Annotated in this window: 25 protein-coding genes; 10 read left to right on the top strand and 15 right to left on the bottom strand. The window is 67.8% G+C overall.

Features of this window, described 5'->3' with window-relative positions; translation table 11 throughout:
• Nucleotides 1-230 precede the first annotated feature (230 nt).
• Entirely contained in the window at nt 231-803 is a 573-nt protein-coding gene (locus OG966_RS39055) for a YceI family protein (protein WP_326654866.1), read from the top strand.
• 380 nt (nt 804-1,183) lie between these two features.
• Here OG966_RS39055 and OG966_RS39060 read toward each other — a convergent pair whose 3' ends face one another.
• Both OG966_RS39060 and OG966_RS39065 read right to left on the bottom strand, forming a co-directional pair.
• Complete coding sequence (locus OG966_RS39060; protein WP_326654867.1) at nt 1,184-1,411, bottom strand: DUF5133 domain-containing protein; 228 nt, start codon at nt 1,409-1,411, stop codon at nt 1,184-1,186.
• 155 nt (nt 1,412-1,566) lie between these two features.
• Nucleotides 1,567-1,776 (bottom strand): hypothetical protein, encoded by a 210-nt coding sequence (locus OG966_RS39065; protein ID WP_326654868.1) that lies wholly within the window; start codon nt 1,774-1,776, stop codon nt 1,567-1,569.
• A 142-nt stretch (nt 1,777-1,918) separates the two neighbouring features.
• Here OG966_RS39065 and OG966_RS39070 point away from each other — a divergent pair, with 142 nt between their 5' ends.
• Nucleotides 1,919-2,599 (top strand): hypothetical protein, encoded by a 681-nt coding sequence (locus tag OG966_RS39070; protein WP_326654869.1) that lies wholly within the window; start codon nt 1,919-1,921, stop codon nt 2,597-2,599.
• Nucleotides 2,600-2,663: 64 nt separating this feature from the next.
• Here OG966_RS39070 and OG966_RS39075 read toward each other — a convergent pair whose 3' ends face one another.
• Together OG966_RS39075 and OG966_RS39080 are read right to left on the bottom strand one after the other, a co-directional pair.
• Complete coding sequence (locus tag OG966_RS39075; protein WP_326654870.1) at nt 2,664-2,885, bottom strand: hypothetical protein; 222 nt, start codon at nt 2,883-2,885, stop codon at nt 2,664-2,666.
• 256 nt (nt 2,886-3,141) lie between these two features.
• Nucleotides 3,142-3,594: a hypothetical protein gene (locus OG966_RS39080; protein ID WP_326654871.1), complete on the bottom strand. Its 453-nt coding sequence runs from the start codon at nt 3,592-3,594 to the stop codon at nt 3,142-3,144.
• Nucleotides 3,595-4,303: 709 nt separating this feature from the next.
• On the opposite strand from OG966_RS39080, the gene OG966_RS39085 reads away from it, so the two are divergent.
• Nucleotides 4,304-4,729, top strand: coding sequence for a DUF3592 domain-containing protein (locus tag OG966_RS39085; RefSeq protein WP_326654872.1), 426 nt, complete (start codon nt 4,304-4,306; stop codon nt 4,727-4,729).
• Between the two features lie 133 nt (nt 4,730-4,862).
• On the opposite strand, the gene OG966_RS39090 is transcribed toward OG966_RS39085, so the two are convergent.
• Together OG966_RS39090 and OG966_RS39095 are read right to left on the bottom strand one after the other, a co-directional pair.
• Complete coding sequence (locus OG966_RS39090; protein WP_326654873.1) at nt 4,863-5,264, bottom strand: DUF3662 domain-containing protein; 402 nt, start codon at nt 5,262-5,264, stop codon at nt 4,863-4,865.
• A gap of 216 nt (nt 5,265-5,480) precedes the next feature.
• Complete coding sequence (locus OG966_RS39095) at nt 5,481-6,935, bottom strand: gamma-aminobutyraldehyde dehydrogenase (RefSeq protein WP_326654874.1); 1,455 nt, start codon at nt 6,933-6,935, stop codon at nt 5,481-5,483.
• Nucleotides 6,936-7,580: 645 nt separating this feature from the next.
• Here OG966_RS39095 and OG966_RS39105 point away from each other — a divergent pair.
• Nucleotides 7,581-7,820: a hypothetical protein gene (locus OG966_RS39105; RefSeq protein ID WP_326655592.1), complete on the top strand. Its 240-nt coding sequence runs from the start codon at nt 7,581-7,583 to the stop codon at nt 7,818-7,820.
• A 126-nt stretch (nt 7,821-7,946) separates the two neighbouring features.
• Here OG966_RS39105 and OG966_RS39110 read toward each other — a convergent pair whose 3' ends face one another.
• Nucleotides 7,947-8,855, bottom strand: coding sequence for a hypothetical protein (locus tag OG966_RS39110; RefSeq protein ID WP_326654875.1), 909 nt, complete (start codon nt 8,853-8,855; stop codon nt 7,947-7,949).
• Between the two features lie 646 nt (nt 8,856-9,501).
• Here OG966_RS39110 and OG966_RS39115 point away from each other — a divergent pair.
• Entirely contained in the window at nt 9,502-10,863 is a 1,362-nt protein-coding gene (locus OG966_RS39115) for an NAD(P)/FAD-dependent oxidoreductase (RefSeq protein WP_326654876.1), read from the top strand.
• 138 nt (nt 10,864-11,001) lie between these two features.
• On the opposite strand, the gene OG966_RS39120 is transcribed toward OG966_RS39115, so the two are convergent.
• Nucleotides 11,002-11,235, bottom strand: a complete 234-nt coding sequence (locus OG966_RS39120) for a hypothetical protein (protein ID WP_326654877.1) — start codon at nt 11,233-11,235, stop codon at nt 11,002-11,004.
• Between the two features lie 41 nt (nt 11,236-11,276).
• On the opposite strand from OG966_RS39120, the gene OG966_RS39125 reads away from it, so the two are divergent.
• Nucleotides 11,277-12,782 carry a diacylglycerol kinase family protein gene (locus OG966_RS39125; RefSeq protein ID WP_326654878.1) on the top strand — a complete coding sequence of 502 codons (1,506 nt, stop codon included), beginning with the start codon at nt 11,277-11,279 and terminating at the stop codon, nt 12,780-12,782.
• 184 nt (nt 12,783-12,966) lie between these two features.
• On the opposite strand, the gene OG966_RS39130 is transcribed toward OG966_RS39125, so the two are convergent.
• Nucleotides 12,967-13,890: a LysR substrate-binding domain-containing protein gene (locus tag OG966_RS39130; RefSeq protein ID WP_326654879.1), complete on the bottom strand. Its 924-nt coding sequence runs from the start codon at nt 13,888-13,890 to the stop codon at nt 12,967-12,969.
• Nucleotides 13,891-13,973: 83 nt separating this feature from the next.
• Here OG966_RS39130 and OG966_RS39135 point away from each other — a divergent pair, with 83 nt between their 5' ends.
• The 4 genes from OG966_RS39135 to OG966_RS39150 all read left to right on the top strand — a co-directional run bounded on the left by OG966_RS39135 (nt 13,974) and on the right by OG966_RS39150 (nt 16,820).
• Complete coding sequence (locus tag OG966_RS39135) at nt 13,974-14,879, top strand: EamA family transporter (protein WP_326654880.1); 906 nt, start codon at nt 13,974-13,976, stop codon at nt 14,877-14,879.
• Nucleotides 14,880-15,096: 217 nt separating this feature from the next.
• Nucleotides 15,097-15,363: a hypothetical protein gene (locus OG966_RS39140; protein ID WP_326654881.1), complete on the top strand. Its 267-nt coding sequence runs from the start codon at nt 15,097-15,099 to the stop codon at nt 15,361-15,363.
• Between the two features lie 115 nt (nt 15,364-15,478).
• Nucleotides 15,479-15,628 (top strand): hypothetical protein, encoded by a 150-nt coding sequence (locus OG966_RS39145; protein ID WP_326655593.1) that lies wholly within the window; start codon nt 15,479-15,481, stop codon nt 15,626-15,628.
• Nucleotides 15,629-16,184: 556 nt separating this feature from the next.
• Nucleotides 16,185-16,820: a hypothetical protein gene (locus tag OG966_RS39150; RefSeq protein ID WP_326654882.1), complete on the top strand. Its 636-nt coding sequence runs from the start codon at nt 16,185-16,187 to the stop codon at nt 16,818-16,820.
• Here OG966_RS39150 and OG966_RS39155 read toward each other — a convergent pair.
• The 6 genes from OG966_RS39155 to OG966_RS39180 form a co-directional block, all read right to left on the bottom strand.
• Nucleotides 16,797-18,383, bottom strand: a complete 1,587-nt coding sequence (locus OG966_RS39155) for a caspase family protein (RefSeq protein ID WP_326654883.1) — start codon at nt 18,381-18,383, stop codon at nt 16,797-16,799. The two genes, OG966_RS39150 and OG966_RS39155, sit on opposite strands and share 24 nt — an antisense overlap.
• A gap of 10 nt (nt 18,384-18,393) precedes the next feature.
• Entirely contained in the window at nt 18,394-18,741 is a 348-nt protein-coding gene (locus tag OG966_RS39160) for a Pepco domain-containing protein (RefSeq protein WP_326654884.1), read from the bottom strand.
• 587 nt (nt 18,742-19,328) lie between these two features.
• Nucleotides 19,329-20,087, bottom strand: a complete 759-nt coding sequence (locus tag OG966_RS39165) for a DUF2182 domain-containing protein (RefSeq protein ID WP_326654885.1) — start codon at nt 20,085-20,087, stop codon at nt 19,329-19,331.
• Nucleotides 20,084-20,698: a DUF1326 domain-containing protein gene (locus tag OG966_RS39170; RefSeq protein ID WP_326654886.1), complete on the bottom strand. Its 615-nt coding sequence runs from the start codon at nt 20,696-20,698 to the stop codon at nt 20,084-20,086. Before OG966_RS39170 ends, OG966_RS39165 begins: the two co-directional genes overlap by 4 nt.
• Nucleotides 20,699-21,844: 1,146 nt before the next feature.
• The gene (locus OG966_RS39175) at nt 21,845-23,230 is read right to left on the bottom strand and encodes an ISL3 family transposase (RefSeq protein WP_326654887.1); all 1,386 of its coding nucleotides are present in this window, start codon (nt 23,228-23,230) and stop codon (nt 21,845-21,847) included.
• Nucleotides 23,209-23,514 (bottom strand): DUF6959 family protein, encoded by a 306-nt coding sequence (locus OG966_RS39180; protein WP_326654888.1) that lies wholly within the window; start codon nt 23,512-23,514, stop codon nt 23,209-23,211. Before OG966_RS39180 ends, OG966_RS39175 begins: the two co-directional genes overlap by 22 nt.
• Between the last annotated feature and the right edge of the window lie 100 nt (nt 23,515-23,614).

The following is a 23,614-nucleotide window of genomic DNA, read 5'->3' on the forward strand; positions in this document are numbered from 1 at the left end:
CCACGGGTCATCCGACGCGATCCATGGCACCACAACGATCAGTGCGGACATTGAGGGGCGAGTGGCCGCGCCGAGACCGGATGCGTGACTTCGGCGGCCCGCAGTACCCGTCCCGCCGGGTCCTCGAGGCAGCCAAGGGACCCGGTCTCGCGTCACGCGTCGCTCACCGCAGGCGGGTGACCCTCGGTCGTCCTACCCTGGCTGAAGGGGCACTGTGCCAGGGAGCCTCCATGGCCACGACCAAATGGTTCTTCGAGCCCGGTCACACCAGCGCGGAATTTCGAGCCAGACACATGATGGTCGCCTACGTGCGCGGGCACCTGAAGAACGTGCACGGCTTTCTTGAGGTCGACCCGGACAACCCGGAGCAGGCGCGGGTCGAAGCGACGATCGACGCCACCCAGGTCTACACCGGCCAGCCCCAGCGCGACGCTCATCTCCGCAGCGCTGATTTCTTCGACGTGGAGCACCATCCGACATGGACGTTCGTCGGGACGCGCATCCATCAGCTGAGCTCAACGGAGTTCTTGCTCACCGGAGATCTCACCGTGCGTGGCGTGACACGGCCCGTGACGCTCGACGTGATCTACCTGGGGCAGTGGGACACACCCTGGTGGGAAGAGGGTCACGACCTCGGCCCCAGGCGACGCGCCGGATTCACCGCCCGGACTCGGATCAACCGGCGTGACTTCGAGGTCAATTGGAACGATGCTGTTGAGCGACGCGGGGTGGTCGTCAGTGACATGGTCGATGTGACGGTCGACGTCGAGGCTGTCCGCGAGGCCGCTGAATCGGCCCCCTGAGCGTGGCCTTCAGTACGACAGCGCCGCTGATGGGCCTGCCGCTCTCACGGGTGGCGGGCCGTCCCCCGTGGCGAAGGCATCGGCCAGGTAAGTTCGGCTGTGCCCGGATGCAGCGAGAACGCCCTTGCTCCGGTGTCCTGCCCCCAGCGTGTCCAACTGCAGGACGGAGAAGGCGTAGCCGCCACATTCCACGGCGATCGACCGCAGCCAACCTGTCAGCCCGGCGCTCGACCTGTGATGCCGCTCGGCGAGAACGTCAACCTGCTCGGGGAACGTCGGGGCGAACCGGCGGACCGCTCGACAAGGCACTGCGGCGCTGCGACGACCGGCCGGGCCTGCGGACCGAAGCGTCGCTCCGGTCACCGATGGTGCGATACGGATCAGTCAGCGAGTACCGAGTCATCTTCCGGACGGGCGCCGGGCAGCTGATAGCGGCCGGCGATGAGGGCCGCATCAACGTCCTGGGTGCCGGTGGACACGCACAAGGTATAGGCGACGTCATCCATGCGCTGCTGCACCTCGGGGCTACCGGCGTCGGCGTGCAGCACCTTCAGTGTCTGATACTGCTCGATCAGATTCCTCAGGACCACAGGGTGGGCCAACAACATGACAGGTCTCCTTGTTTACGCTGCAAACGCCCAACTGCCCCCGACGCTGCACCTGCTACCCGGACTTTGCATCTCCATGCCCCGCCCGCGGATGGTCTTGCGACGACTCCTGGAACCCAAGAGGGGGGGACCAGGGCCTTGTGCTGCAGAGCGGGTTAGTGGGTGAACAGGGTTCCGGGAGTCTCCGGAAGCGCCGGCTCCTCGCCGAGGAGGCCGCGCTGGGCGGCGTCGTGAACGCACTTGGCCGGGATGAGCCAGTCTGTTGCGACTGCCCCGGAGGGCTCGGTCGCGGTCTGCTCGGCCTCGATCTGGTCGAGGAGCCTGCCGCACTCGTGCTGGGTCTGCTCCCGTTCGGCTTCCATCATTGTTGGTCGTCCAGATCCCGCCGGTGATGCCGATGGTCATCTGCCGATCGTCGATGTGACGGCGGTGATGATGGCCGCCGCGGCGATGGTGAGCATGACGCTCCTCACAGTGGTCCTCTTTGTCCGCCGGTAGTTTGGCGGGATGTCTGACGGAATTCGATGGATCGGTGAGAACGCCTACAAGGATGCGAACGGCGGCGTGCCCGGAATGCGTGGCAGCATTTCGCTGACAGCAGCCCGCGGCGTGGAGACGGAAGACTTCCTGGTACGCCTCGGAGCCGACCTCGAACAGCTTGACTGCCAGGACCTGTACAAAGACCGCAATGACCTGGCTTTACCTTCCGGCGGGTACAAGACGCATATCAACTGGGCCATGTACGGCACCTGCGGTGACTGGCTGTATGTGCTGGAAGACTGGGGCATGGCGACCTTCTACGCGGGTTACCGGAGTGTGGCGGCGATGGAGCCGCGCACTGGTGAGGAGATCGTCTGCCTGACGATGAACAGCTGGGACCCCCCGCAGCTGATCCTCCACGCGCCGGGCGACCACAACCGGACCTGGCAGGCGGAGTTCGGCGAGCCCGCCGGGTGGTCACCGACACTGGACGCCGCGCTACGGGCGGCAGGCGCGGTGTTTCCTTCCGCGTACTACGACTCCGACACGACTGAGGAAGAGGAGCGACAGTACTTTGAGGAGCATCACAAGCAGCTCCCCCTGGCCGTGTTCACCGGTGTCGGCCGCTACTGCGGTCTGACGATCGACCGCGCCGCAGTCGAAGCCGGCCTCCTCCCTCTGGCCATCCTCCCGATGCCGGAGAGCTGACCCCAGCCGGCCGGTGGCGACACCCCGCCTGGGGCGCCCCCACCGGCCTTTCAGGCGTTTGCCGCTACTTTGCGGTCATCGTGCAGATGACAGGGTTGACCGGCTTGCCGAACGCCTCGGTGGCCGCGCAGTTCCCGGTCATGCGGGTATCGAGCCAGTAGGCGTCCCTGTCGATGATGCGCATCTGCTTCATGAAGCACGTCGAGAGGTTCCGCTGCTCGCGGCAGGCAACCTGACGGCGAAGCAGGCCGCGACGAACCTCGCGGAAAGACTCGCCGCCGAGCACAGTCTGACCCACCTCATCTACCGCAGCGGCGCTCGCGTACCGGTCCGGACCTGGGGCAAGGCCGCCACCCTGGCCAAGCCAGCCGTTGCTTACAACGCGGGGACGCTCAACCGCACCCGGGAGGTCGGCTCATTCATGTCGAGGTGTTCGACGGCTCGGACTGCGGCTGGACCAGCCATCAGGACCCGGACAAGGCAGACGGACGCTGCGCAGTGTGGAGGAGGCAGCCGAGTGGCTCAACCCCGCCGTCTGGCGTCTACTGGACAACGACGGATTCTTCGTCAGCAACCCCGGCTTCGAGCACTGCGCGAATCAGCCAGTAGTACGCGCCGGCCGCCGGGTAGAGGTTGGTGTCGACGGTGTACGTCGGCTTGAAGAACGGCAGCACACAGCCGGGCGCCACACCCTTGAGGATGTCGTCGCAGCGGGGGGCGAGTTCGCGGACGCGCACGTCACCGCTGGTGCCGAAGTTCGCTGTTGCGGGGTTTCCGTCGGCGTTCACGGTGGCGGTGATGGACCATCCGAGGTCGATGGTCTCCTTGCCCGTGCCGGACCAGGTGGTCTGGATGGTGCCCCAGCGGCCGCCGTACCGGCCGTCCATCTCGATGGGCCAGTACGCGTCAACACCCGTGGGGTTGTTCTGGTCGTCCGCCCACCTGGTGTTCGATGTCACACAGGACTTGCACGTCGATCCGACGTTCCACTTCATGTGGACGCCTTTGAGTTCGGGTCGATGTGCGTCGGGGCCAGCATGATCTGCTGGTCGAACTCGGCGAAGTTGGAGCCGCTTCCTCCCTTGTTCGGGTAGGCCTTGATGCGCTGCTCGATGTTGAAGGTGGCCGTTCCCAGTGAGGGCTTTCTCAGGATCGGTGTCGGTGAAGATCAGTGTGCCGCTGCCGATGGTCTTCAGGCAGGCTTCGGTGCGGGTCATGTAGTCCTTGCCGGACGGTTTGTCGTAGCACCAGTCGACCAGCTCGACGGCTGGGCTCACCGGCGCGGGCGGCCGGAGCGCGTTCTTGGCCTTCTTGGAGGGCGGGTTCAGCTCGATACACAGCTTGTGCCCCTGGGCGTACGGCTTGCCGCACATGCGCTTGTGGGTGGGGGCCTTGAGGGTCGTGCCGTCCTTGCGCAGCGCCAGGCCCGGGTCGGTCGCGACCTCTCAGCCGCTCTCGACTCCAGCGAAGTGGTGATCACCCGCTCGCTGACCGCCGCGACGGCATCAGGCAGTCCGACTCGGTGAGGGCAGCCCGAGTGTCCTGTCGCGCCGACTGTCGAGCAGGCTCACCGAAGTTTGGTCGTCAAGATGGGCTCCAACCTTGTCGGCTTGTGTCGCCGAGCCCGCGGAACAGTGGTGGCAGGCAGGCTGCCACTGCCGCCCCACTCGCAACCGACACCCCCACGCACGCGTCGCACAACACATGGAACGCGAATGGCTCTTCTCTCTCATCCCGCTGACGATTGGCGCGGTCTTCCTCAGCTTCGGCGTGTACGGACTCCGCCGCGCCAGCGCGCTCCGTCGCACAGGTGTCACTGCAGAGGGTCGGATCGTCCGTCACGATGTCAGACGAGACGACGAAGGCGCCACGTTTTACCACCCGGTCGCAGCCTGGACGACCCGGGACGGCCGCGAGTGCGAGTACTCATCCAGGTTTGGCCGTGGTTTCGTCGGAGGCGACTTCGGCGTGGGGACCTATGTCATGGTCCAATACGATCCGGAAGATTCCCGCCGGTTTGCGATCCAGGGCTGGGACGCAGTGACGGTCGACCTGGTGTTCACCGTGTTGGGGTCGGTGTTCACAGCGGGCACGTTGATGGTGTTGCTCGTCCGACTACTCACTCTCTGACCGCAGCCGACTCTCATTTTTCTACGGCGGCAGCGCGTCCGCACCGAGTGACCCGGGACGCCACAGTTGCCGGCGCCGCCCGCACGGGGACGGACTCTCTGGCCGGACGGGCGAGCCCGCGACCGCGCCGCGCTCACTCGGCTGCTGAAGGGAACGCATCAGCGCGGACGTGGGGCATGGCGCGGCTGGACACCCGGTACCGGCCGTTGGGCAGGTGAGCTGCAGTCGTGACGCGCACTGTCAGTGGGCCGGCCCACTCGTAGCCGTTTTTCTCGCCGTGGCGCGCGAGCGTGTCCATGAGCGCCTGTCCCAACTGCCGGGTGTGGCGCGCCAGCTCCTTGTGTACGCCTGAGGCGAGTTCGATCTCGTAGGCGTTCGGCACCACGACGCGACTCTCGCTGCACACCACCGCGTGGTTGTCGCATTCACCCCGCAGCCTGTCGAGCAACTCGACCGGATCGCTGTGGAAGAGCCTCGCGATCAGGGCGTTCTGCCAGCGTTCAAGAACCTGTTCCCACCGCTTGAGAGATCCCATGACACCTCGCGTGCCCGCGACATCCCTAGATCACGCCGAACGGAGGCCCGGATCTGCCAGGAAGCCGGTGATATCGAAGCGTTCTCCGACACCACCGACGACCGGGCGGAATTGCCGGCGCGCTACTGGGCCTTGGCGGCGTGTTCGGCGTCGGGCAGGCCCTCCACGAACAGCACCCGCCGGGTCATCGCGGTCTGCCGGATCGCCCCTCCGGCCTCAGAGGGAAGTCATGACGTGCTTGATGCGGGTGTAGTCCTCGAAGCCGTACGCCGAAAGGTCCTTGCCGTAGCCCGACTTCTTGTAGCCGCCGTGGGGCATCTCGGCGACCAGGATCATGTGCGTGTTGATCCACACGCAGCCGAAGTCCAGCCGCTTGGACATGCGCATCGCACGTGCGTGGTCCTTGGTCCACACCGAGGACGCCAGCGCGAACTCGACGCCGTTCGCCCATTCCACCGCCTGCTCCTCGTCGGCGAAGGACTGGACCGTGATGACCGGGCCGAAGACCTCGTTCTGAACGATCTCGTCGTCCTGCCTGAGGCCGGAGACGACGGTCGGAGCGTAGAAGTAGCCCTTGTCGCCGACCCGGTGGCCGCCGGCCTCGACCTTCGCGTGGGCGGGGAGGCGGTCCACGAAGCCGGAGACCTGGGCGAGCTGGTTCACGTTGTTGAGCGGGCCGAAGAGGACGCCGTCCTCGTCGATGCCGCCGGTCCTGGTGTCCGCGGCGGCCTTTGCCAGCAGAGCGACGAACTCGTCGTGGACCGACGCGTGCACCAGTACACGCGTGGCCGCTGTACAGTCCTGGCCGGCGTTGAAGAAGCCCGCGACGGTGATGGAGTCGACGGCGCGCTCGAGGGCGGCACTGTCGAGGTCGTCGAAGACGACGACGGGCGCTTTGCCGCCCAGCTCCAGGTGGACCCGCTTGACATCCTTGGCGGCACTCCCGGCCACCTGGATGCCGGCGCGTACCGAGCCGGTGATGGCGGCCAGGGCGGGGACCGGGTGCTCGACCATCAGCTGTCCGGTCTCGCGGTCGCCGCAGATGACGTTGAGAATGCCCGCCGGGAGCCCCAGCTCTTTCACCACGCCGCCGACGATCTCGGCGAGCAGCACCGTCGAGGCAGGGGTGGTGTCCGAGGGCTTGAGTACGACGGTGTTGCCGGCGGCGACGGCGGGGGCGAACTTCCACACCGCCGTCATCATCGGATAGTTCCAGGGGGCGACCTGCGCGCAGACGCCGATCGGCTCGCGGCGGATGATCGACGTCAGGCCCTCCGCGTACTCGCCGGCCGATCGGCCCTCGAGCATGCGGGCTGCGCCGGCGAAGAAGCGGATCTGGTCGACCATCGGGACGATTTCTTCGTCGCGCGTCACGGGGCGGGGCTTGCCGGTGTCGCGGCACTCCGCCTCGACGAGTTCGTCGGCGCGGGCCTCCACAGCGTCCGCGATCTTCAGGAGCAGGGTCTGGCGGGTACTCGGGGTGGAGTCCCGCCACGCCGGGAAGGCGTCCGCGGCGGCCGCCATGGCGGCGTCCACGTCGGCCGCGCCCGAGAGTGGAGAGCTGGCGTATGCCCCGCCTGTAGTGGGATCGACGACCGGCAGAGTGCGGCCGTCCTGCGCGTCGACGAATTCACCGTTGATGTAGTTGCGCAGCGTACGGATGTCACTCACGCGGCTCTCCTCATGGCTGGGGCGTACAGATGGCCGTTGAACCTACTGTCGGGCGGACCGGTACGTGCCGATGACGCAGCGGCCCGGGGGCGGCCGCGAATTTGCGTTCCGGTCATGCCGGGTGGGGGCCCGGTGCGCCGGGGCGTGGACTTGGCGACTTCCACGTCGTTGCACCGGGGACAGCGGCTGGGCGGAGGGACCCGGCCGGGTTCCTCCGCCTGAGAAGCTAACCGGCGTCCGACCGGCCGAGAAATGGTGGATTCATCCACTATCCGGGTGCGGGATGGATGATCTGCACAGTTCCCGGCACTGTTGGAAGAGGCTGTGGGGATCTTCCTGCGCTGCGTCGGTGGCATCGTCGAAGCCCAGTCTGGTGGTCATCAGTTTCGCGTGAACCTCGTAAATCCTGGATGGGACCGCGCGGAACTCGCCGCCGTAAGCCTCGTGCTTCTCATCGCTCTCGCACTGCTCCCGCAGCGGCGTCGGCTTCGGCGACCTGGGCCCTGGTCCGGCCGAGCCGAAACGATTCGGTGCCGGTCTGGATGATGTTCCCGCCGAAGGTGAGCCGGTCGACGATGGCCGCCCAGGGCGGGGGCCGGGCAGGCCGAGGTCCGCGTCCAGCCCCCAAAGGATTCGTTGGAGGCGATGGCTGCGGACCTGGCGCGTGAAGTCGAGCGGTTCGTTGCCACGGCGGACCACGCCGACTGCCTGCGGGCATCGGCGCGGCGGGACCCGCTGAAGTCCGGGTCGAACCCCGCTTCGTCAGCCCGCAGCCATCGCCGGCCCCAGCAGGACCGTGAGCAGCAGTGGAAGCAGAGCGCACCTGTGCGCGGCTGCGCCATCATCGACACCACCGCGGGCATGCTCATGAGCCTGGGTCGGTGACGGCCTGGGGTCGTGAGAGGCCCGGGGGCACAGGCTCGTTGAGTCATGGGCCGGGCCGTGACAGGCCGTGCGGGCTGATGGTTCCTCACGGGTGCAGCGGTTCATCCGCACCCGTGAGGACCCGGCTCAACCGCGCGTGAATCGGTACGTCTTGCTGTCCGTTGCCACGCAGAAGCCCGGCGACAGCACGATCACCCGCAGCGTGCCCGTCCGCCGGTCGTAGTCGATGCCCTCGGCCTCGAAGGTGCCCGAGCACGAACTGCGCAGCGGGAGTTGGCGCAGGGCGGTCACATGGCCACGGACGTCCGCCGAGCCGTTCGGCTCACCCGACAGGTCCACCTGGAGCAGCGGTTTGGTCATGCCGAAGAGCGTGCCCGCCGGGTCGTCCGACGAGCACAGGAGCGTCGTCGGGGTGGAGAAGTCGCAGCCCTGGATGTCTCGTACGGGACGGTCGAGCACGACCGTCGAGGCCTGCGGCAGGTTCACCGACGGTGAGGTGCCGGAGTTGACTCCGGGCGTGGGGTAGACGATGAAACGGCTCATCGTGCCCCACTCGCCGCCCACCATGAACTGCCCGTTCGGGTTGATGGCGACCCACGAGTTGTTCAGCGCCTCGCCCGCGCTGAGCTGGTGGACGTACTCCGACCAGGCACCGCCGGGTGCCTGGACGCGGAACATCTTGGAGTTGCCGGAGTCCCTCTGGTAAGGCTCGATGTAGTAGCCGTTGTACGAGGCGTCGGGGTCGCCGACGTGGTTCCAGCCGCGGTTGCTGACGCTGGAGGGGATCGTGCCGACTCCCGTGTAGCGGTTGGGACTTCTCGCGGGGACCTCGACCGAGGTCAGGCCCTGGCTCTCGGTCAGCGGGTTCGCGCGGTCCGAGCCCACCTCCGTCCAGGTGTCGGCCGCCGATGCGGGTGCCGTGCTCAGGGCAGCGGCGGCAACAGCCGCGACCAGAGTGGTGAGGGCGGTGCGGACTGTGCCAACGGGGCGGGAAGCAGGGGCGGTTCGGGCGGATTGACAACGTTGCCATCTCATGTGGGGGCTCCTTGGTTCCGTCGAACTGCGGGGGTCGGCGCACAGTCTGCTCAGTCCATTCGGGCATGTACAGACCAATTGGATGAACGTTTGAGGAGCGGCCGGCTGCCGAGGAATGTGAGCAGGTGACGAGCGGGGTCCCGGAGGCGGACGCACCGTGGAAGCAACCGGAACGTTTCCTGGTTGAGGGCGCCTCTGGGTGCCCTACCGGCTCCGAAGGGGGGCGGCGGGTGGAGTGTGAGACAGGTCAGCTCCGAGACCCACCGCGATGTGCAGGGTCGCAACCCACTCAGCGAAGGCGGCAATACGTGGCCGGCCTCATCGTGGACTGGCTGGTCGAGGCCCACGGCGCTGGCCAGGCGTTCATGCGCGGCATTGAGCCGCAGCCGAGCCCGACCGCCGGCGTGTTCTGCGGGCCGCCCGATCAGCGCCGCCGCTGTCCTGGTCACGAGTCGCAGTGCGGGTGAGGGATGGGTGGTGTGCAGCAGGGAAGGCGCGGCGGAAGTCCATAAGGCGAGGCACAAGCAGGGCGGCGCGGCAAGTACGAAGCGTAGTGACGGGCGATTGGCGAGGAAAAGGTTGTGCAAGGCAGGTATGGCGGGGCAGTCGACTACACGACCTGTCGGGCAGCGAGAGGACGGATACTGTGGCACGATCGAGGATTCTTGTGGTGGGAGCCGGCTTCGCCGGAATCGAATGTGCGCGTCGGCTGGAACGCAAGTTGTCCCCGGCGGAGGTGGAAATCTCGCTGGTCACCCCATTTTCGTACCAGCTCTACCTGCCTCTGCTGCCTCAAGTGGCCGCCGGCGTGCTGACGCCGCAGTCCATCGCGGTCTCGCTGCGCCGCAGCAGCAAGCGCCGGACCCGCATCATCCCCGGTGGCGCCATCGGTGTCGACGCAAAGGACAAGATCTGCGTCGTCCGCAAGATCACAGGCGAAATGGTCGATCTGCCTTACGACTACATTGTGCTGGCTCCCGGCAGTATCACCAGGACGTTCGACATCCCGGGGCTCGTTGAGCACGCGCGGGGGATGAAGACGCTCGCTGAGGCCGCCTATATCCGCGATCACGTCATCGCCCAGCTCGACTTGGCAGACGCCAGCCAGGACGAGGCGGAGCGGACATCCCGGCTCCAGTTCGTGGTTGTCGGCGGCGGGTACGCGGGCACCGAGACGGCCGCCTGCCTTCAGCGCCTCACCCAGCACGCCGTGAAGCGGTACCCGCGCCTGAATCCCGAGCACATCAAATGGCACTTGGTCGATATCGCGCCGAAGCTGATGCCCGAACTGGGCGACAAGCTGGGACTCGCGGCCCTGGACATCCTGCGCAGGCGCGGGATCGAGGTCTCGCTGGGGGTGTCCGTCGCCGAGGCGGGGCCCGAAAAGGTGACGCTCACCGACGGCCGCGTGCTGCCGTGCCGCACACTCATCTGGACTGCCGGTGTCGCCGCGAGTCCGCTGGTCGGCACTCTGGACAAGGAGACGGACCGTGGGCGGCTCGTGGTACGGCCCGAGATGACGGTCCCCGGTGCGGACGGAGCCTTCGCCCTCGGGGACGCGGCAGCCGTCCCGGACCTTGCCAGGGGCGACGGAGCGATTTGTCCGCCCACCGCGCAACACGCTCTGCGACAGGGGCGGAAGGCCGCCGACAACATCATCGCCTCGATGCACGGCCGACCGCTCATGCCGTACGTGCACAAGGACCTTGGCCTGGTGGTGGACCTCGGGGGCAAGGACGCCGTTTCCAAGCCCCTCGGCATTGAGCTGCACGGCCTGCCCGCGCAGGTCGTGGCCCGCGGCTACCACTGGATGGCGCTGAGGACCAATGTCGCCAAGACCCGTGTGCTGACCAACTGGGTGCTCAACGCGGTCGCAGGAGACGATTTTGTGCGGACCGGCTTCCAGGCGCAGAAACCAGCCACCTTGCGCGACTTCGAGTACACCGACGCCTACTTGACACCCGACCAGGTTCGCGCGCACACCGCTGCCCTCCGAGCCCAGGCCTGACTACCGACTGCGTCGAGGCCGTGGCCGGCAGCCTGGCTGTGACACCGCCGCGCCCATCGTCGAAGGACGCGGCGGTACGCGTGGCCGTATCGCCGACGCCGACCAGTCGAACCTGCCCCAGGAGCTGGGTCAGTGGCTTTATACGCATTTCCTCGGCTCCGAGGTCGACCGGTCGGCGTCCTGCCAGGGGAACGGGGCGAGGTGGAGCTCGACCGGCTGGTCCGGGCGGCGCGCACTCGCCGGCGCCACGGGCCGGAGCCGGGCAAGGAAGTCGCCCTGCCCACGCTGCCTGCAGAGCGTGTCCCGGAACAGCAGCTCGAGGGCGGCGCGCCGCTCCTTGTAGGCCGAGGTCAGCAGATTCCGACCGGTCACTCACCCGCCTGCGCAAGCAATCCGGGGGTAGGGAACTTCCCATGAGACAAAGGCTCCGCCTCTCCCAGCTACCCGTCCGCGAGTTGTTCCGACGGGCCACGGCCGCACCCGCGGCATCCGCCCGCTGGGCCGCTGTCGGGCGCGTGGCCGACAGTGAACTCCTCTGGTACGGCGCGGCCGCCCTCCTCGGCCTGTCCGGAGGGCGGACCACCCGCAGGGCGGCTCTGCGCGGTGCAGGTTCGTTCGCCATCGCGTCCGCGATCACCAAAGCGTTGAGCCAGCCCGCGCTGAGGCGGACAGGAGCCGGCCCGGGTCGCCCCGCTCGCCTCTCCCGTAAGGGCTCGGTGGCCGCGCTCTCCCCGTCGGGACCCGCGGCTGTCGCGGCGGCGTTCACCATCGGTGTCGCACTGGAAGCCCCGCGCCTCGGCGCCGTCGTCGCACCTCTGGCAACAGCCCTTGCCGGATCCCGTATCCACCGGGCCGGTCTTCGTCACAGTGGAGCGATACTCGCCGGGATCACGATCGGCGCAGGTGCCGCCACGCTGACGTCCCGCTGGTGGCCCGTCATACCCGACACTCCCGCCGAGGCGGTACGCCCGCGTCAAGCGGCCCCTGAACTGCCGCTCGGGAAAGGCCTGTTCCTCGTCGTCAATCCAGGATCCGGAATCGCAACGCTCCCCGGCAGCGCGAGCACGGTCGAGCGGCTGCAGGCGCTACTGCCCGAAGCGCAACTCACCGAGCTCTCTCCCGAGGACGACCTGCTCGCAGTTCTCGACGCTGCGGCGCGGGAGGCGAAAAAGAACGGCGGGGCGCTGGGCATGTGCGGCGGCGACGGGTCCATCAACGCCGCGGCCCAAGCCGCCATGGGACACCGCGTGCCCCTGGCCGTATTTCCGGGCGGCACATTCAACCACTTCGCCGCGGACCTCGGCATCGAGTCGATGCAGGACGTGGTCGACGCGATCACCGCAGGGGACGCGGTGACCGTCGACCTCGGACGCGCAGATCCGGCCGACGGCAGCGAGACGAAGGTCTTCCTCAACACCTTCAGTCTGGGCGTCTATCCCGAACTCGTGCATGCTCGCGAGGGTCTGCAGGCCAGGATCGGCAAGTGGCCGGCCCTGGCACTCGGCCTGGCCCGCGTCCTGACCAACAGCCGTCCCATCAACATCGCCGTAAACGGACGCCCGCGGCGGCTGTGGCTGCTGTTCGCGGGCAACGGCATCTACCACCCCGCAGGCTTCGCTCCCACCTACCGCGCCCGCCTCGACGACGGTCTGCTCGACGTCCGTGCCGTTGACGGCGACGCGTCCTGGGCGCGCACCCGGCTTCTGCTGGCCGTGCTGACCGGCACCCTGCACAACTCGAGGGTGCTCACCACCACGCAACTGCGTACGCTCCGAATCGACGCGATAGACGAGGACCCCCATTTCGCGTACGACGGCGAGGTCACCACAACGCCCGCACCTGGTCTTGTCCTGGGCAAGACCCATCACGCTCTGACGGTCTACCGTCCCGCAAGCGGCGAGGATCCCTGGCCGATGTGACGCGGTCACGCCCGCCGGCGGGACACGCAGCAACCCGGGCCGACCGGCGACCCCGACCCATGACGACCGGCGACCCCGGCCGAGGAGAGGACTGGCGATCAAGGCGACAGCCGTACCCTGCCTCGCCAGGCCGGGCAACAGGACCTTTCTGCTCGGTCTCCACGGATCAGAAGCACCAGGAGGTTCATCCGTCCTGCTCGGTGATGATGGTCGTCACGGCGGCGATGGGTGGCCAGGAGTCCTGACCCGTACGCGTGAGAAGGAAGGTACGGCGGTGGCCGGCCAGCGGGTCCAGGCGGCGGTAGGCGACATCCGGGCGATGGCGTTCGATACCGGATTCGGCGAGCAGGGCGATGCCGAGGCTCGCCGCGACCAGGCCGTTGACAAGGTGGAGGCTGTCGACACGGTGCGCGATCCGGGGAGTGAATCCAGCGATGGCGCAGACGCGCTGGACGAGTTCGTCGTCGTCCGTGCCGCGGGAATTGGCGATCCACCCGGTGGTGGCGAACTGGGCCAGCTCGGGCACGGTGACGGGCCGGGCTGAGTCCGGGTGGCCGGTGGGGACGGCGAGGTAGAGGGGCTGTTCATCGATCTGCCGGGCGCTCAGTTCCGGCGACAGGGTCCGGGGGACCAGGCTGTAGTCGTACACGATGCCCAGGTCGATGCTGCCGGCGCGCAACAGCTCCGCAGTGTGCTCCGGTTCGTGTTCGTGCACCTCCACCACGATCCGCGGGTACCGGCCGCGCAACCGTCCCAGGGCGGGCAGGACCACCGGCTCGACGGCCGTGAAGAAGCTCGCCAGTCGCACCCGGCCGACGGGGTCGGCCGTGCCGCGCAGCTCCGACTGGGCCTGCTCGACGGCGGCGAGAATACCCACGGCGTGTTCGACGAGCCGTTCGCCGGCCGGGGTGAGCTGCACCCGTCGCCCGACCGGGGTCAGCAGCGACACACCTACCTCGCTTTCCAGTACGCCGAGGTGCTTGGACACGGCTGACGTTCCGTAGCCGGTGTGCGCGGCGACCGCGGCCATGGTGCCCAGCCGTTGCAGGTCGACCAGCAGGCTGAGCCGCCGTAGATCCAGGAAGTGGTCGGTGTCGGGTGCCGTCATTCTCTCATTGTCCACTCAAAGTGGATGGTGTATCCACCATTGGCCCGTGGACAGAAACGGACGGGTCCCGGTCCAATGGCACCGTGACCGCTACCGCCGCCCCCGCTACTGCCACCCCGACGGGTAAGAACGCACCTTCCGGACCCCGCCGTGTGCCCGGTGCGGTGCTGGTCCTGATCGCTATGGCCGTACTGCACACAGGCAGCGCCCTGGCGACCGAGCTGTTCCCCGCGCTCGGGCCGGCCGGCACGACCTGGCTGCGCCTCAGCTTCGCCGGCATCTTTCTGCTCGCGTTCACCGGCAGGTCCCTGTGCCGGACGCTGCGGGCGGCCCGCCGCGCCGACCTCGTGGCCACCGCCCTGCTGGGCGTCGTCAGCGCGGCCATGATGCTGCTCTTCTCGGAGGCCAGCGCACGTCTTCCGCTGGGCACGGCCACCGCACTGGAGTTCCTCGGACCGTTGAGCGTCGCGGTCGTCGCCTCGCGACGGAGCAGGGAACTGGCGTGGCTCGCCGTCGCCGCGACAGGCGTCCTGCTGCTCACCGCGCCCTGGACAGGCGCCACGAGCCGGACGGGCATCCTCTTCGGACTGGGGTCGGCGGCCTGCTGGGCGCTCTACGTCGTCGGCACGGCGCACGTCGGCAGCCGTTTCAGTGCGCCGCACGCGCTGGCGGTCTCGCTCAGCGTCGCCGCACTGGCCGCCGCACCTTTCGGGGCGCCTGCAGCCGTCGCGGCCCTGACCTGGCAGACGGCCGCCGCGGCGGCGGGCATCGCGGTGCTCATGCCTCTCGTGCCGTTCCTGCTGGAGATGAAGGCGCTGCAGCGCATCGGCAAGACGACCTACGGCACGCTGGCAGGCCTCGAACCGGCCGTCAGCCTCCTCGCCGGCATGATCCTCATCGCGCAGACACCCGATGCCCTGCAACTCGCAGGAACCGCACTGGTGGTGACCGCAGGCATCGGAGCGACCCGGGCGGAGTCGCGCCGCTGACGCCCTGCGATGGCTGCAGCTTCCCGCGCGTTCACAGTTCTGGGTGGGAACCCTGACACCGCAAACCGCGCCGCCGGGCCCAGCAGCGCCAGACTATTGCGTCGGCCATCGGCACCCTCCTTGCCAGAAGACTGTGGGGACCGGCACGTTCGCGTTCCGGCGGGTCGGCAGGCCGTTCGGCGGCGCTGTTGTCAGTGGGGACTGGGATCGTGGGGGCATGGACGAGTTGATGCGGGGCCGGGTTTACGGCGCCGACCATGATGATCCCGATCCGGGACCGCAGCCGGGGCGTGTCTATCGCGAGCTGGTCGGCGGGCCGCTGGACGGGCTGCTGCTGGATGTAACCGGCTGGACGCCGAGAGAGCTCGCTGAAGGGGCGGCGCTGCCTTCCGAGCTCGCCTCGCTGGGCCCCGGGGGCCGGGCAACGTACGCACCCCGGGCGGACGATCCACCACGCTGGGACTGGAAGGGCGACATTCGCTAAAGGGGAGGGGGGCGGCTGCCTCCGCCGGGGTGTCCGTAGACTCGGCTCCCGCTTCCGGCCGCCGGCCGGAAGCGGGACCGCAGTTCGAAGGAAGGACCTTTCCACCGTGAGCCCCGTGGACCGATCAGACGCCCCCATCTATGCCAGGCTCGTGGACGAGCGCGGTGATGTCCCGGCCGAAGCACGCCGGACGGCTGAGCAGACGCAGCAGGAGCTTGAGCGGACGATGAACTTCAATGGCGTGCGCGCTTACGGGTACAGCTGATTCCCGCAGGGCGCGTTCGCTGTGGCGCCGCGGCGGACTACGGGGGCGCTCGTCAGCGCCGCGGTTCCGCCGTGGTACCTCGGCAGCAGCTCTGGCGACACGGGGAACCTCGTCACCCGCGGTGCCCGGCAGTGCATCATCTTCACCGACTGGTCCAGTACGCCGAGTTGTGCCCCCGCAATGGGGTCGCCGCGCCTGCATACCTGGTGATCTCCCGGTGGAGGTCGCGGATTCCCCGCGGGTGATGGCGCTTCCTGAAAACCCGGCCACCGGCCGCTCGGGGGTGACCCCACATCTGCTCGATGGATCTCCCCACCCGCAGACCGTCTGACCTGCGGGACGGACGTCACAAGGGAGGGGCCGCCCGATAGCGGTCGTGAGTAGTTGGCGTACAGAAAGTCCCGGTGAGATGATCTTGGGCTGCTTCCGAAGAGGTCGAACCCGCCGGAGCCGGGGTTGACCGGTCGGCCGGAACGGCGAACAACCAGCAGCCGGGACTGGGAGGCTTGCGTCAGGGGACATCCTGACACCGTCCCGCTGACCGAGAGTGAGCCTGATGCCTCCCACCCGTGCCCTGCTGCTGCCCATCGTGCCGGGCGCCCTGGCCAGCCTGTTTGAGCTGGAGGGCCCGCTGTTCCTGACGCTCCGAAACGCGCTGGTCCCGGGCGCCGCAGGGGTGCCGATCCCTGGAGTCGTCATCGAGGACGTCTTCGAGGCGTACTTGCGGGTGCTCGACGCGTTCCCGGAGGGGACGCCGGAGTTCGTGGAGGAGACGGAGGACGAACTGCACGGCGTTCTGCTGCTGGTGGGCCCGGACGGTGGGAACGTGGCGTACGTGGCCAAGGTCGAGGTGACCGAAGCGGACCTCGCGCTGCTCGGCGCGTTCTCCGACGCGCTCGGCCACGCGGCCGACCCCAGCACCGACTCCTGCTCGGCAAGGAGTCCGGTCAACTCCTCCATCCAAGCGCGCAGTTCACGGATCTCCTCCCGCGCGCCAGCCTCCCGCCGTCGATCTCCTCAAGCCACGACACCATCGCCGTCACCCCCGAAACCAGGCCCCCGACAACACGACGATCGAGCACCCGGCCTTTGGTCAGCAACCGCGCACGTCAAAGCTCCCTACAGAAGAGACGCACCCATCTCCAAAGCCTCTCCACGGGGGGCGTGTTCAGTACTTGGACAGCACGAATGATGTCTGCGCCTTGCCAAAGCCCGGTGCTGTCGCCTCCGCTAGAAAGGTGCCGAAGCCTGCGTACCCTTTTGGAGACGTTCCACACTGCGGAGCACTTGGCTTGCGGTCCCACTTCACGGTGTACGTGATCTCGCGGTGGGCGGGCGCTAGGAAGAGCTGACTGCCAGAGCCTATGGGGCAGTCGGCAGAGGACCAATAGACGTTGGCGCTGTTGACCGGCGTGAGGGTCAGTACCGTCTTCTTAGGCCCGAGATCGACCTTGCAGTCGCTGCCGGTGATGTTCTTCGCGGTCAGCAGCAGGATGGGGATGTCATCGGGTCCGTATGCGTTGTGAAGGCTGCGCACGGTCAACTCCGCAATGCTCGGAGTGCAGTCGGGCAGCGCGGACATGCTGGACGCGCTGGTCTCCCCTGATCCTGAACTGTCCTTGTCGTTCTTGCTGTTCGTGCTGGAAGGCCGCGCCCCGGAGGAGCTGGGCGTGAGCGAGGTCTCCGATCCGGGCTTGTTCGACTTCGCGTCGTCTCCCTTGCCATCGCCGTTGTAGGTGGCCGCGGCCCAGGCCGCGACGCCGAGCAGGCCGAGCAGGGTCAGCGCGGAGAACACCCGTCGGCCCAGCCGAACGCCGTGCTGCTGATACGCCGGTCGGGGAGTGCCGGCCTCGACACCCATCCCGGCGCTCTCATACGCCGTCGTATCGGCGTCCCTTCCCGCTGTGGAGGGCTCACGGATCACGGCGGAGGGCTCACGGACACGCCCCGACCGCCCGCTCGGCGACGGCAGGAAGAGAAAACCGTCGGACGGGATGTCGGTTATAACCCGCAGGGACTGTGGCTGCCCGCTCTTGCGGTACCCGCGGTGCAACTCGGTCATCCGGTCCTGGACGGCGTCCTGGAACCGACCGAGGGGGAGTGTGGCGGCACCGGGATGCCCGGCGATGACGTCGGACACCGACCGGGAGAAGATGCTGAACGAATCGCCGAGCCGGACCCCGGTGACAGGGTTGATGGGGGAGTCGTGCGGGCGCACGAACAGCGCGTACTGTCCCGGCGAGCAGGCGTACACGTACGCCACCTTGCGGCGCAGCGCGGCGCTGATCTTCTGCCGGCTCCACTGCTTGACACTCGCGACGCCCATCGAGTCCTGCTCGATGCCCTCCCGGCAGGCGTCGATCAGGAAGACGACGTGCTCGGCAGGCGTCTCGTCGAGGTGCTCACGCCAGTCGATCGCCACGCACCCCGACTCGAAGGGATGCGTGTCCTCGTCGATGTCCTCAGGTACGAGGTAGTCGCGACCCTTGGCATGCACGCCGTGCCCGCTCAGCAGGATGAGCAAGGTGTCGCCCGGGCGGGCGCGCCTGAGGAAGCCGACCACCCGGGCGTTCACGTAGTTCGCCGAAACCTGCTTGCCGCCTTCGCGCCCGGCCAGGACCTGCACGTCGTCGAAACCACGGTCCTCGAGCGCCGATCCGAGCCGGGCGAGGTCGGCCGGAATGAAGGGGAGGGGCGGGACACCGCGCATCTCGTAGGCGCTGGCCCCGATGAGGAGGGCTCTGTGACGTACCATCACACGCCGGTCACTGCTTGAAGACCAGTGTGATGCCGTGGCTGCGCTGCATCTGCGCAGAACCGACGAACTGCACACCCCCGCTCGCCGTCACCTGGAAGGACAGGTGCGCCTCCCGCAACGGCAGCGGTCCGCCTCGGGCGGCGGCCTCGGTGAACACCTGCTGCAACGCGTCGACGGCCTCGGCGAGGTTCTTGCGCAAGGCCCCCAGAGGTACGCTCCTCAGCCGCACCTCACCGTCCCCACCGCCGAACAGGCCCATGGAGTCGCCGCCGTCGTCGAGTTGACCATCTTGATCGTCGTACGAAACCCAGAAGGACAAGGCCGTTACTTCGGACGCATTGGCAGCTGAACTCACGAATCCCCCTTTGTCAGTGACGGCAAGTCAACTGTACGAAGACGGAGGGTGATTCATGGTCAGGAGCGAGAATCCGGTGCCGGTCAATGTCCAACCACCAATCGGTCCCGCTCCAGCCACGACTCGAAACCGACATGCTGACCGGTGGCGGCAGCCCAGAACCAGCCCGGAAAGTGACGTTCGCCCCGCGACCAGCGAAACGGCCGGACCGAAGCGACATCCTCGAACGGGCCGTCACGCAATCCTGCATCGGACGTCGAACCCGCTCGCGTACGGGGTTCATGTCCGTCAGCTCGACGTACGCCCTGCGGACTCCACCCAGCCGGGACAGCCACCCAGCACCCCCAGCGCGTCTACCTCACACGACTAGGTTCGATGGCAAGGCAGCCCAAACGACTGGGTTCGCTGTCAAACGACTCGATTGGATGACAGAGGACAGCGAGTTGGGGAGTCGCACGATCGCGCGAATACCCGATGTACATGACTTCGGGAGGCACCCGGGCTGCGGCCGGCGGCATGCTCTCCTTGAAGTGAACCGGGTCGCCGTCTCATCCAAGTGTGATTTCTCGGCGGGCGTGGCCCCGTCCTCACATCCCGGCCATGCCGCTACCGGTGAGGCCCGGAGCCAACGCCGGGACCCAGAAGACGGCGCCGGCCAGGGCGATCGAGGCGATTCCCACGGCACGGGCCACCAGGCGGCCGGCCGGAGCCAGCTTCTCAGTGGTGATCACGGCGGTCAGGACCACCATGGCCCACAGGTTCATCACACCGAACGCCGTCAGCAACAGCATCAGCGACCAGCAGCAGCCCAGGCAGAAGGCCCCGTGGTGGGCTCCGGCACGCAGATCGCGCGAGGGCCCCGGGTACGAGGCGTAGCGCAGCATGAGCCCGATCGGCGAGCGGCACCTCGCCAGGCAGCGGTCTTTGAGGGGCGTGAGCTGGTAGACGCCGTTGACCGCGAACACGGCCGCGGCCACTGCGGTCCCCGCCACGGCGGGGAGGCTCGCCGCGCGGCCCAGGCCAGCGGCCAGCCCGTACGCGGGCAGTCCGGCCGTGGCCCAGACAAGCAGGTAGGCGACCGTGAAAACGACCATGCGCGGCGCCCGGTGCACGGTGATGGTGCGTGCGTACAGCGCGGCGACGGGCGCCGTGGCGGGCAGCATCATCGCAGCCGTCATCAGCGTCCACATGGCCAGGAAAGCGAGCAGGCCCAGGCCCATGGTGCCCGGCATCGCCTGTATGCCGCCCCAGCGTGTCACCACCCAGACCCAGGCGGTAGCCGCCGCGACCAGCAGCAGTCCGGCGGGACTCGCCCTGCGGCGGACGGTGACCAGCCGACCGGTCACGCGGACCACGTGAAGGGCGCCGAGTGTCCGTTGCCGCCGGAGAAGTCCCAGGACCGGCCGTACACGCCGTCGCCCGTCGCCCGGGTGGACCGGGCAATGGTCAGCGTGCTGTTCACCGGGTGGAACATGCCGGTCAGGCCCATGACCGGACCGTCCTCGCCGAACTGTGGGGCAACTTGGTCCTCGATCTCGATGTCGATGGCGTCGCCCACCCGTGCGGCGTGGCGGCGGCCGTGGTCGCGGTAGTCGATGGGAACGCGCTCCACGCCGAGGACTTCGCCGATGAGCGGAGTGAGCGCCGCCATCGGCCCGCCGGCCTGGCCGGAGAAGACCCTGCCCAGCGCCTCCGCCTGGCCGTCGTCGGCCGAAGCGTCTAGGTACAGCGCCACCTGCCAGCCGCCTTCGGCCATCACCCGGGGCGCGTCGATGAAGACGGCGACGCTGCGGTCGGAGACGTTCACGCCGTCCACGTTCCCGCTGTCCACGTGGAACGCGAAGGTCACCTGGCAGCGCTCGTGGTCGGCCGGTGCGGTGAGGCCCGAGGTGGTGCAGGGGCACACCACGTCGCAGTTGCAGCTCTCCAGATACGTGCCGTTCAGATTCCAGGGCATGGCTCTTCGCCTCCCTCTTCTACGTCCCCCTCAGTAAAGGGAATGCATCGGGAGGCTCCGTTCCGTCCCGGTGCCACTCTTCTCCAGACTATTCCCGACGACCCCTGTCGCGCAGATCCACTGCCAGCGCAGCTCACCGTCCTATACCGGGTCGTGGGGGCACCCGCGGCCCCGCATTCGTCATCGACGACGTCCTCCTCACGGCCCGTTCGAACTCCGAGCTCTGGTGGTCGTGGCCGGCGCGCTCGTCGCCTGCACAACCGAGACGCCGAAGGTCGCGCACCTGTGATCCGGCACCGTCGGGGGTGGAGACGTCATGCTTCGCACCGTCCGTCCTGGCTGGGCTTAGCGAACAGACGTGGGAAATCTGGTGCCGATGCCCTACAGGCCACAACGGGGAGCGGGTGAGATGGCGACCCGCCTCGAACGGAAGGCCGCAGGGACTCCCAAACTCATCGACATTGATCATGAGCCGGGCCCCCCCGAGGTGACTCCCGAATGCCCCTACAAACGCCTCCCGTTCTCGCGGGCACAGCCAGCCGTGCTTGCGCATGCGGTAGGCGACGTGGAAAAAGTTGGGGAAGCGCTCGTGTTTGTTCGACGAATGTCGTCCACGCGATGTCGAGGAGGAGCCGTTGCTCCTCGGTGAGTGGGTCTGTCAGGGCGGACATGGCGTCTAGCTCCAGGTGGACAACGGGCCAGGATAGAGGGGCGGCCCAGCTGGGGGCACGCGCGTTTCGGGTTCGCGGGCACCGGCCTTGCTCGGCGTGCTGGGGACACCCGCACGCGTCCTGCAGGGCATCCTGACCGCGCGATACGCCGGCGACCAGCAGGAGTAGGAAAGCCGCAGCTAGATCAATCTCACCGGGATTCCCTGCACCTCAAACGACTCACACCCGGATGTCGCACATAGCCAGCCAGGTACAGGGGCGGGCGAGCTGTCCAGGATGGGCGAAGCCCAGCGCAACGCGCCGCCGAAGGCGTCCTTGACCGCGCCGCACGGCCCGCACACTCCACAAGCGGGCGGCCCCGGCCGACAGCGTACGCAACGCTCGTTGAAACTCCCCACTCCGTTGAACGACGGAGCGGATGAGGCGACGAGCGGCACTGGCCGATTCCAGGGCTGTGACCGCGCTTCCGTGATTACTACGGTTGGATGAGGATTCGGGCTCTCAGTACGTGGAACGAGGCCCGGCCGCACATCTGCCGCTTGATCGTCTTGATGCGGTTGACGTGGCCTTCTACGATGCCGGAGCTGTACTGCAAGGTCAGGCCCGCGGTGACGGCGTCGATGTCGAACTTCATGAACCGGGCGAACCCGCGGATCGGCTGAGGTGCGTCACGCTCCACTTCTCTGATCCAGTCGGGCAACAAGTGCCCCGTGCGGTCGCGGACCAGGGCAGTGAACCGCTGCGCGATCTCCCGGGCGCGGGCGATGTCCGGGCAGGCCAGGCAGACCTCGCTGAGCCGGACCTCGTCGTCTTTACTCAACGACTCACGGCGACGCATGATCCAGGACGTGATCGCGCGTGGGCTCGGAATCGGCGCCGGCGCGGGTATGGCAGTGCCGTCTCGAAGAGTCGCGACGTATCGGCGAACCGTCTGAACCGTGCCCCCGAATCCCCGCTCACGGACTTCGCGGAAGAGCCGACTGGCGTCCGTGCAGCCGTTGAGGAAGCGGGCTTGCAGGTAAGGGTGAAAGGGAGTGAGGAGCCCCGTTCGACGATGCCGGGCGGATTCGATGAGCACGGCGACATCGGTGTCCCGGAAGTGCCGCACTGTCTTGCGGTCCATGCCCAAGCGGCGCGCGATCGCGCTGATCGTCCATCCTTTGTCCACCAGATCGAGGATGTCTGCATGGCGATGGAGGGTCCGCACGACGATGGCGCTCTTCGGCAGCGCGGCCGGCTGATCCGGCACCCAGGTATCAGGGACCGGCGCGTCAGGTCGAGCCAGCTCCTGAGCGTGTTTCCGCAGGCAGACGCGGTGCTGATGACATGTCTTCTCCACCACAACAGACAGGTTCTGCAACAGATGCCACCGATCGGCCACCTCGATCGCCCCGGTGGCGGCCTGCTTGATCGCGCGGGTATAGCCGGTGGCCCGGTCACGGCAGATGACCTCCGCTCCGGGATGGGCCTCCAGCCAGGTAAGGAAGGTTTCCGAGTTGCGGTCGGGCAGAACATCGAACGGCTTGCCCTGTTCAACGTCCACGAGCACCGTTCCGTATGTGTGGCCACGCCGGAAGGCAAAGTCATCCACTCCCAGGACCCGAGGAGCCCGGGCCGGCACCACCGGCGCCGACAGCAGATGGATGAGCGAAGTCCGTCGGCCGGACAACGCCAGCCGTCGGCAGAGGCGTTCTCCCGGGCGGCCCCCAAGCTCCACGGCCACGAAACGGGCAAGGTGATGCATGGCCACCGACGACTGACCGTGTGACCTCGTGAAACCTTCGATCTGCTCAACGAAAGTCCGGCGGCGACATATCGGCACGTCACAGAGGAACCGTCTCACCCGTAGTCGGACGAGCACCTCTCGACCGCCGACAGGGCGATCAGCCAGCCGCCGTCAGTACCGGCTGTGAACCCGCCGTGCACCGTTGCCGCAGTCCGGACAACGGCCAGGAGGATGGTGGCAGCCTCGTGGGCGTCATCGACGTCGCCCCGGGCACAGGCCTCCACGATCTCAGCAACGTCGCCGCGGATGATCGACAGCGAGTCACCCTGGATCAGCACCCCCGGGAAACGACGTGGGGGCAGACGGACAACCACGTCGTTGCCTGGATCCGTGAACAGCTCAGCCTCAATGAGTTCCATCGGGCCATCCAACAGCAGACGCCGGCCTCATCCAGCCGTAGTCATCACGGAAGCGCGGCCACAGCCGATTCCAGAGATCCCCATCACGGGGAGGGCACCT

The organism is Streptomyces sp. NBC_01750, assembly GCF_035918095.1.
In the GTDB taxonomy this organism is placed as follows: domain Bacteria; phylum Actinomycetota; class Actinomycetes; order Streptomycetales; family Streptomycetaceae; genus Streptomyces.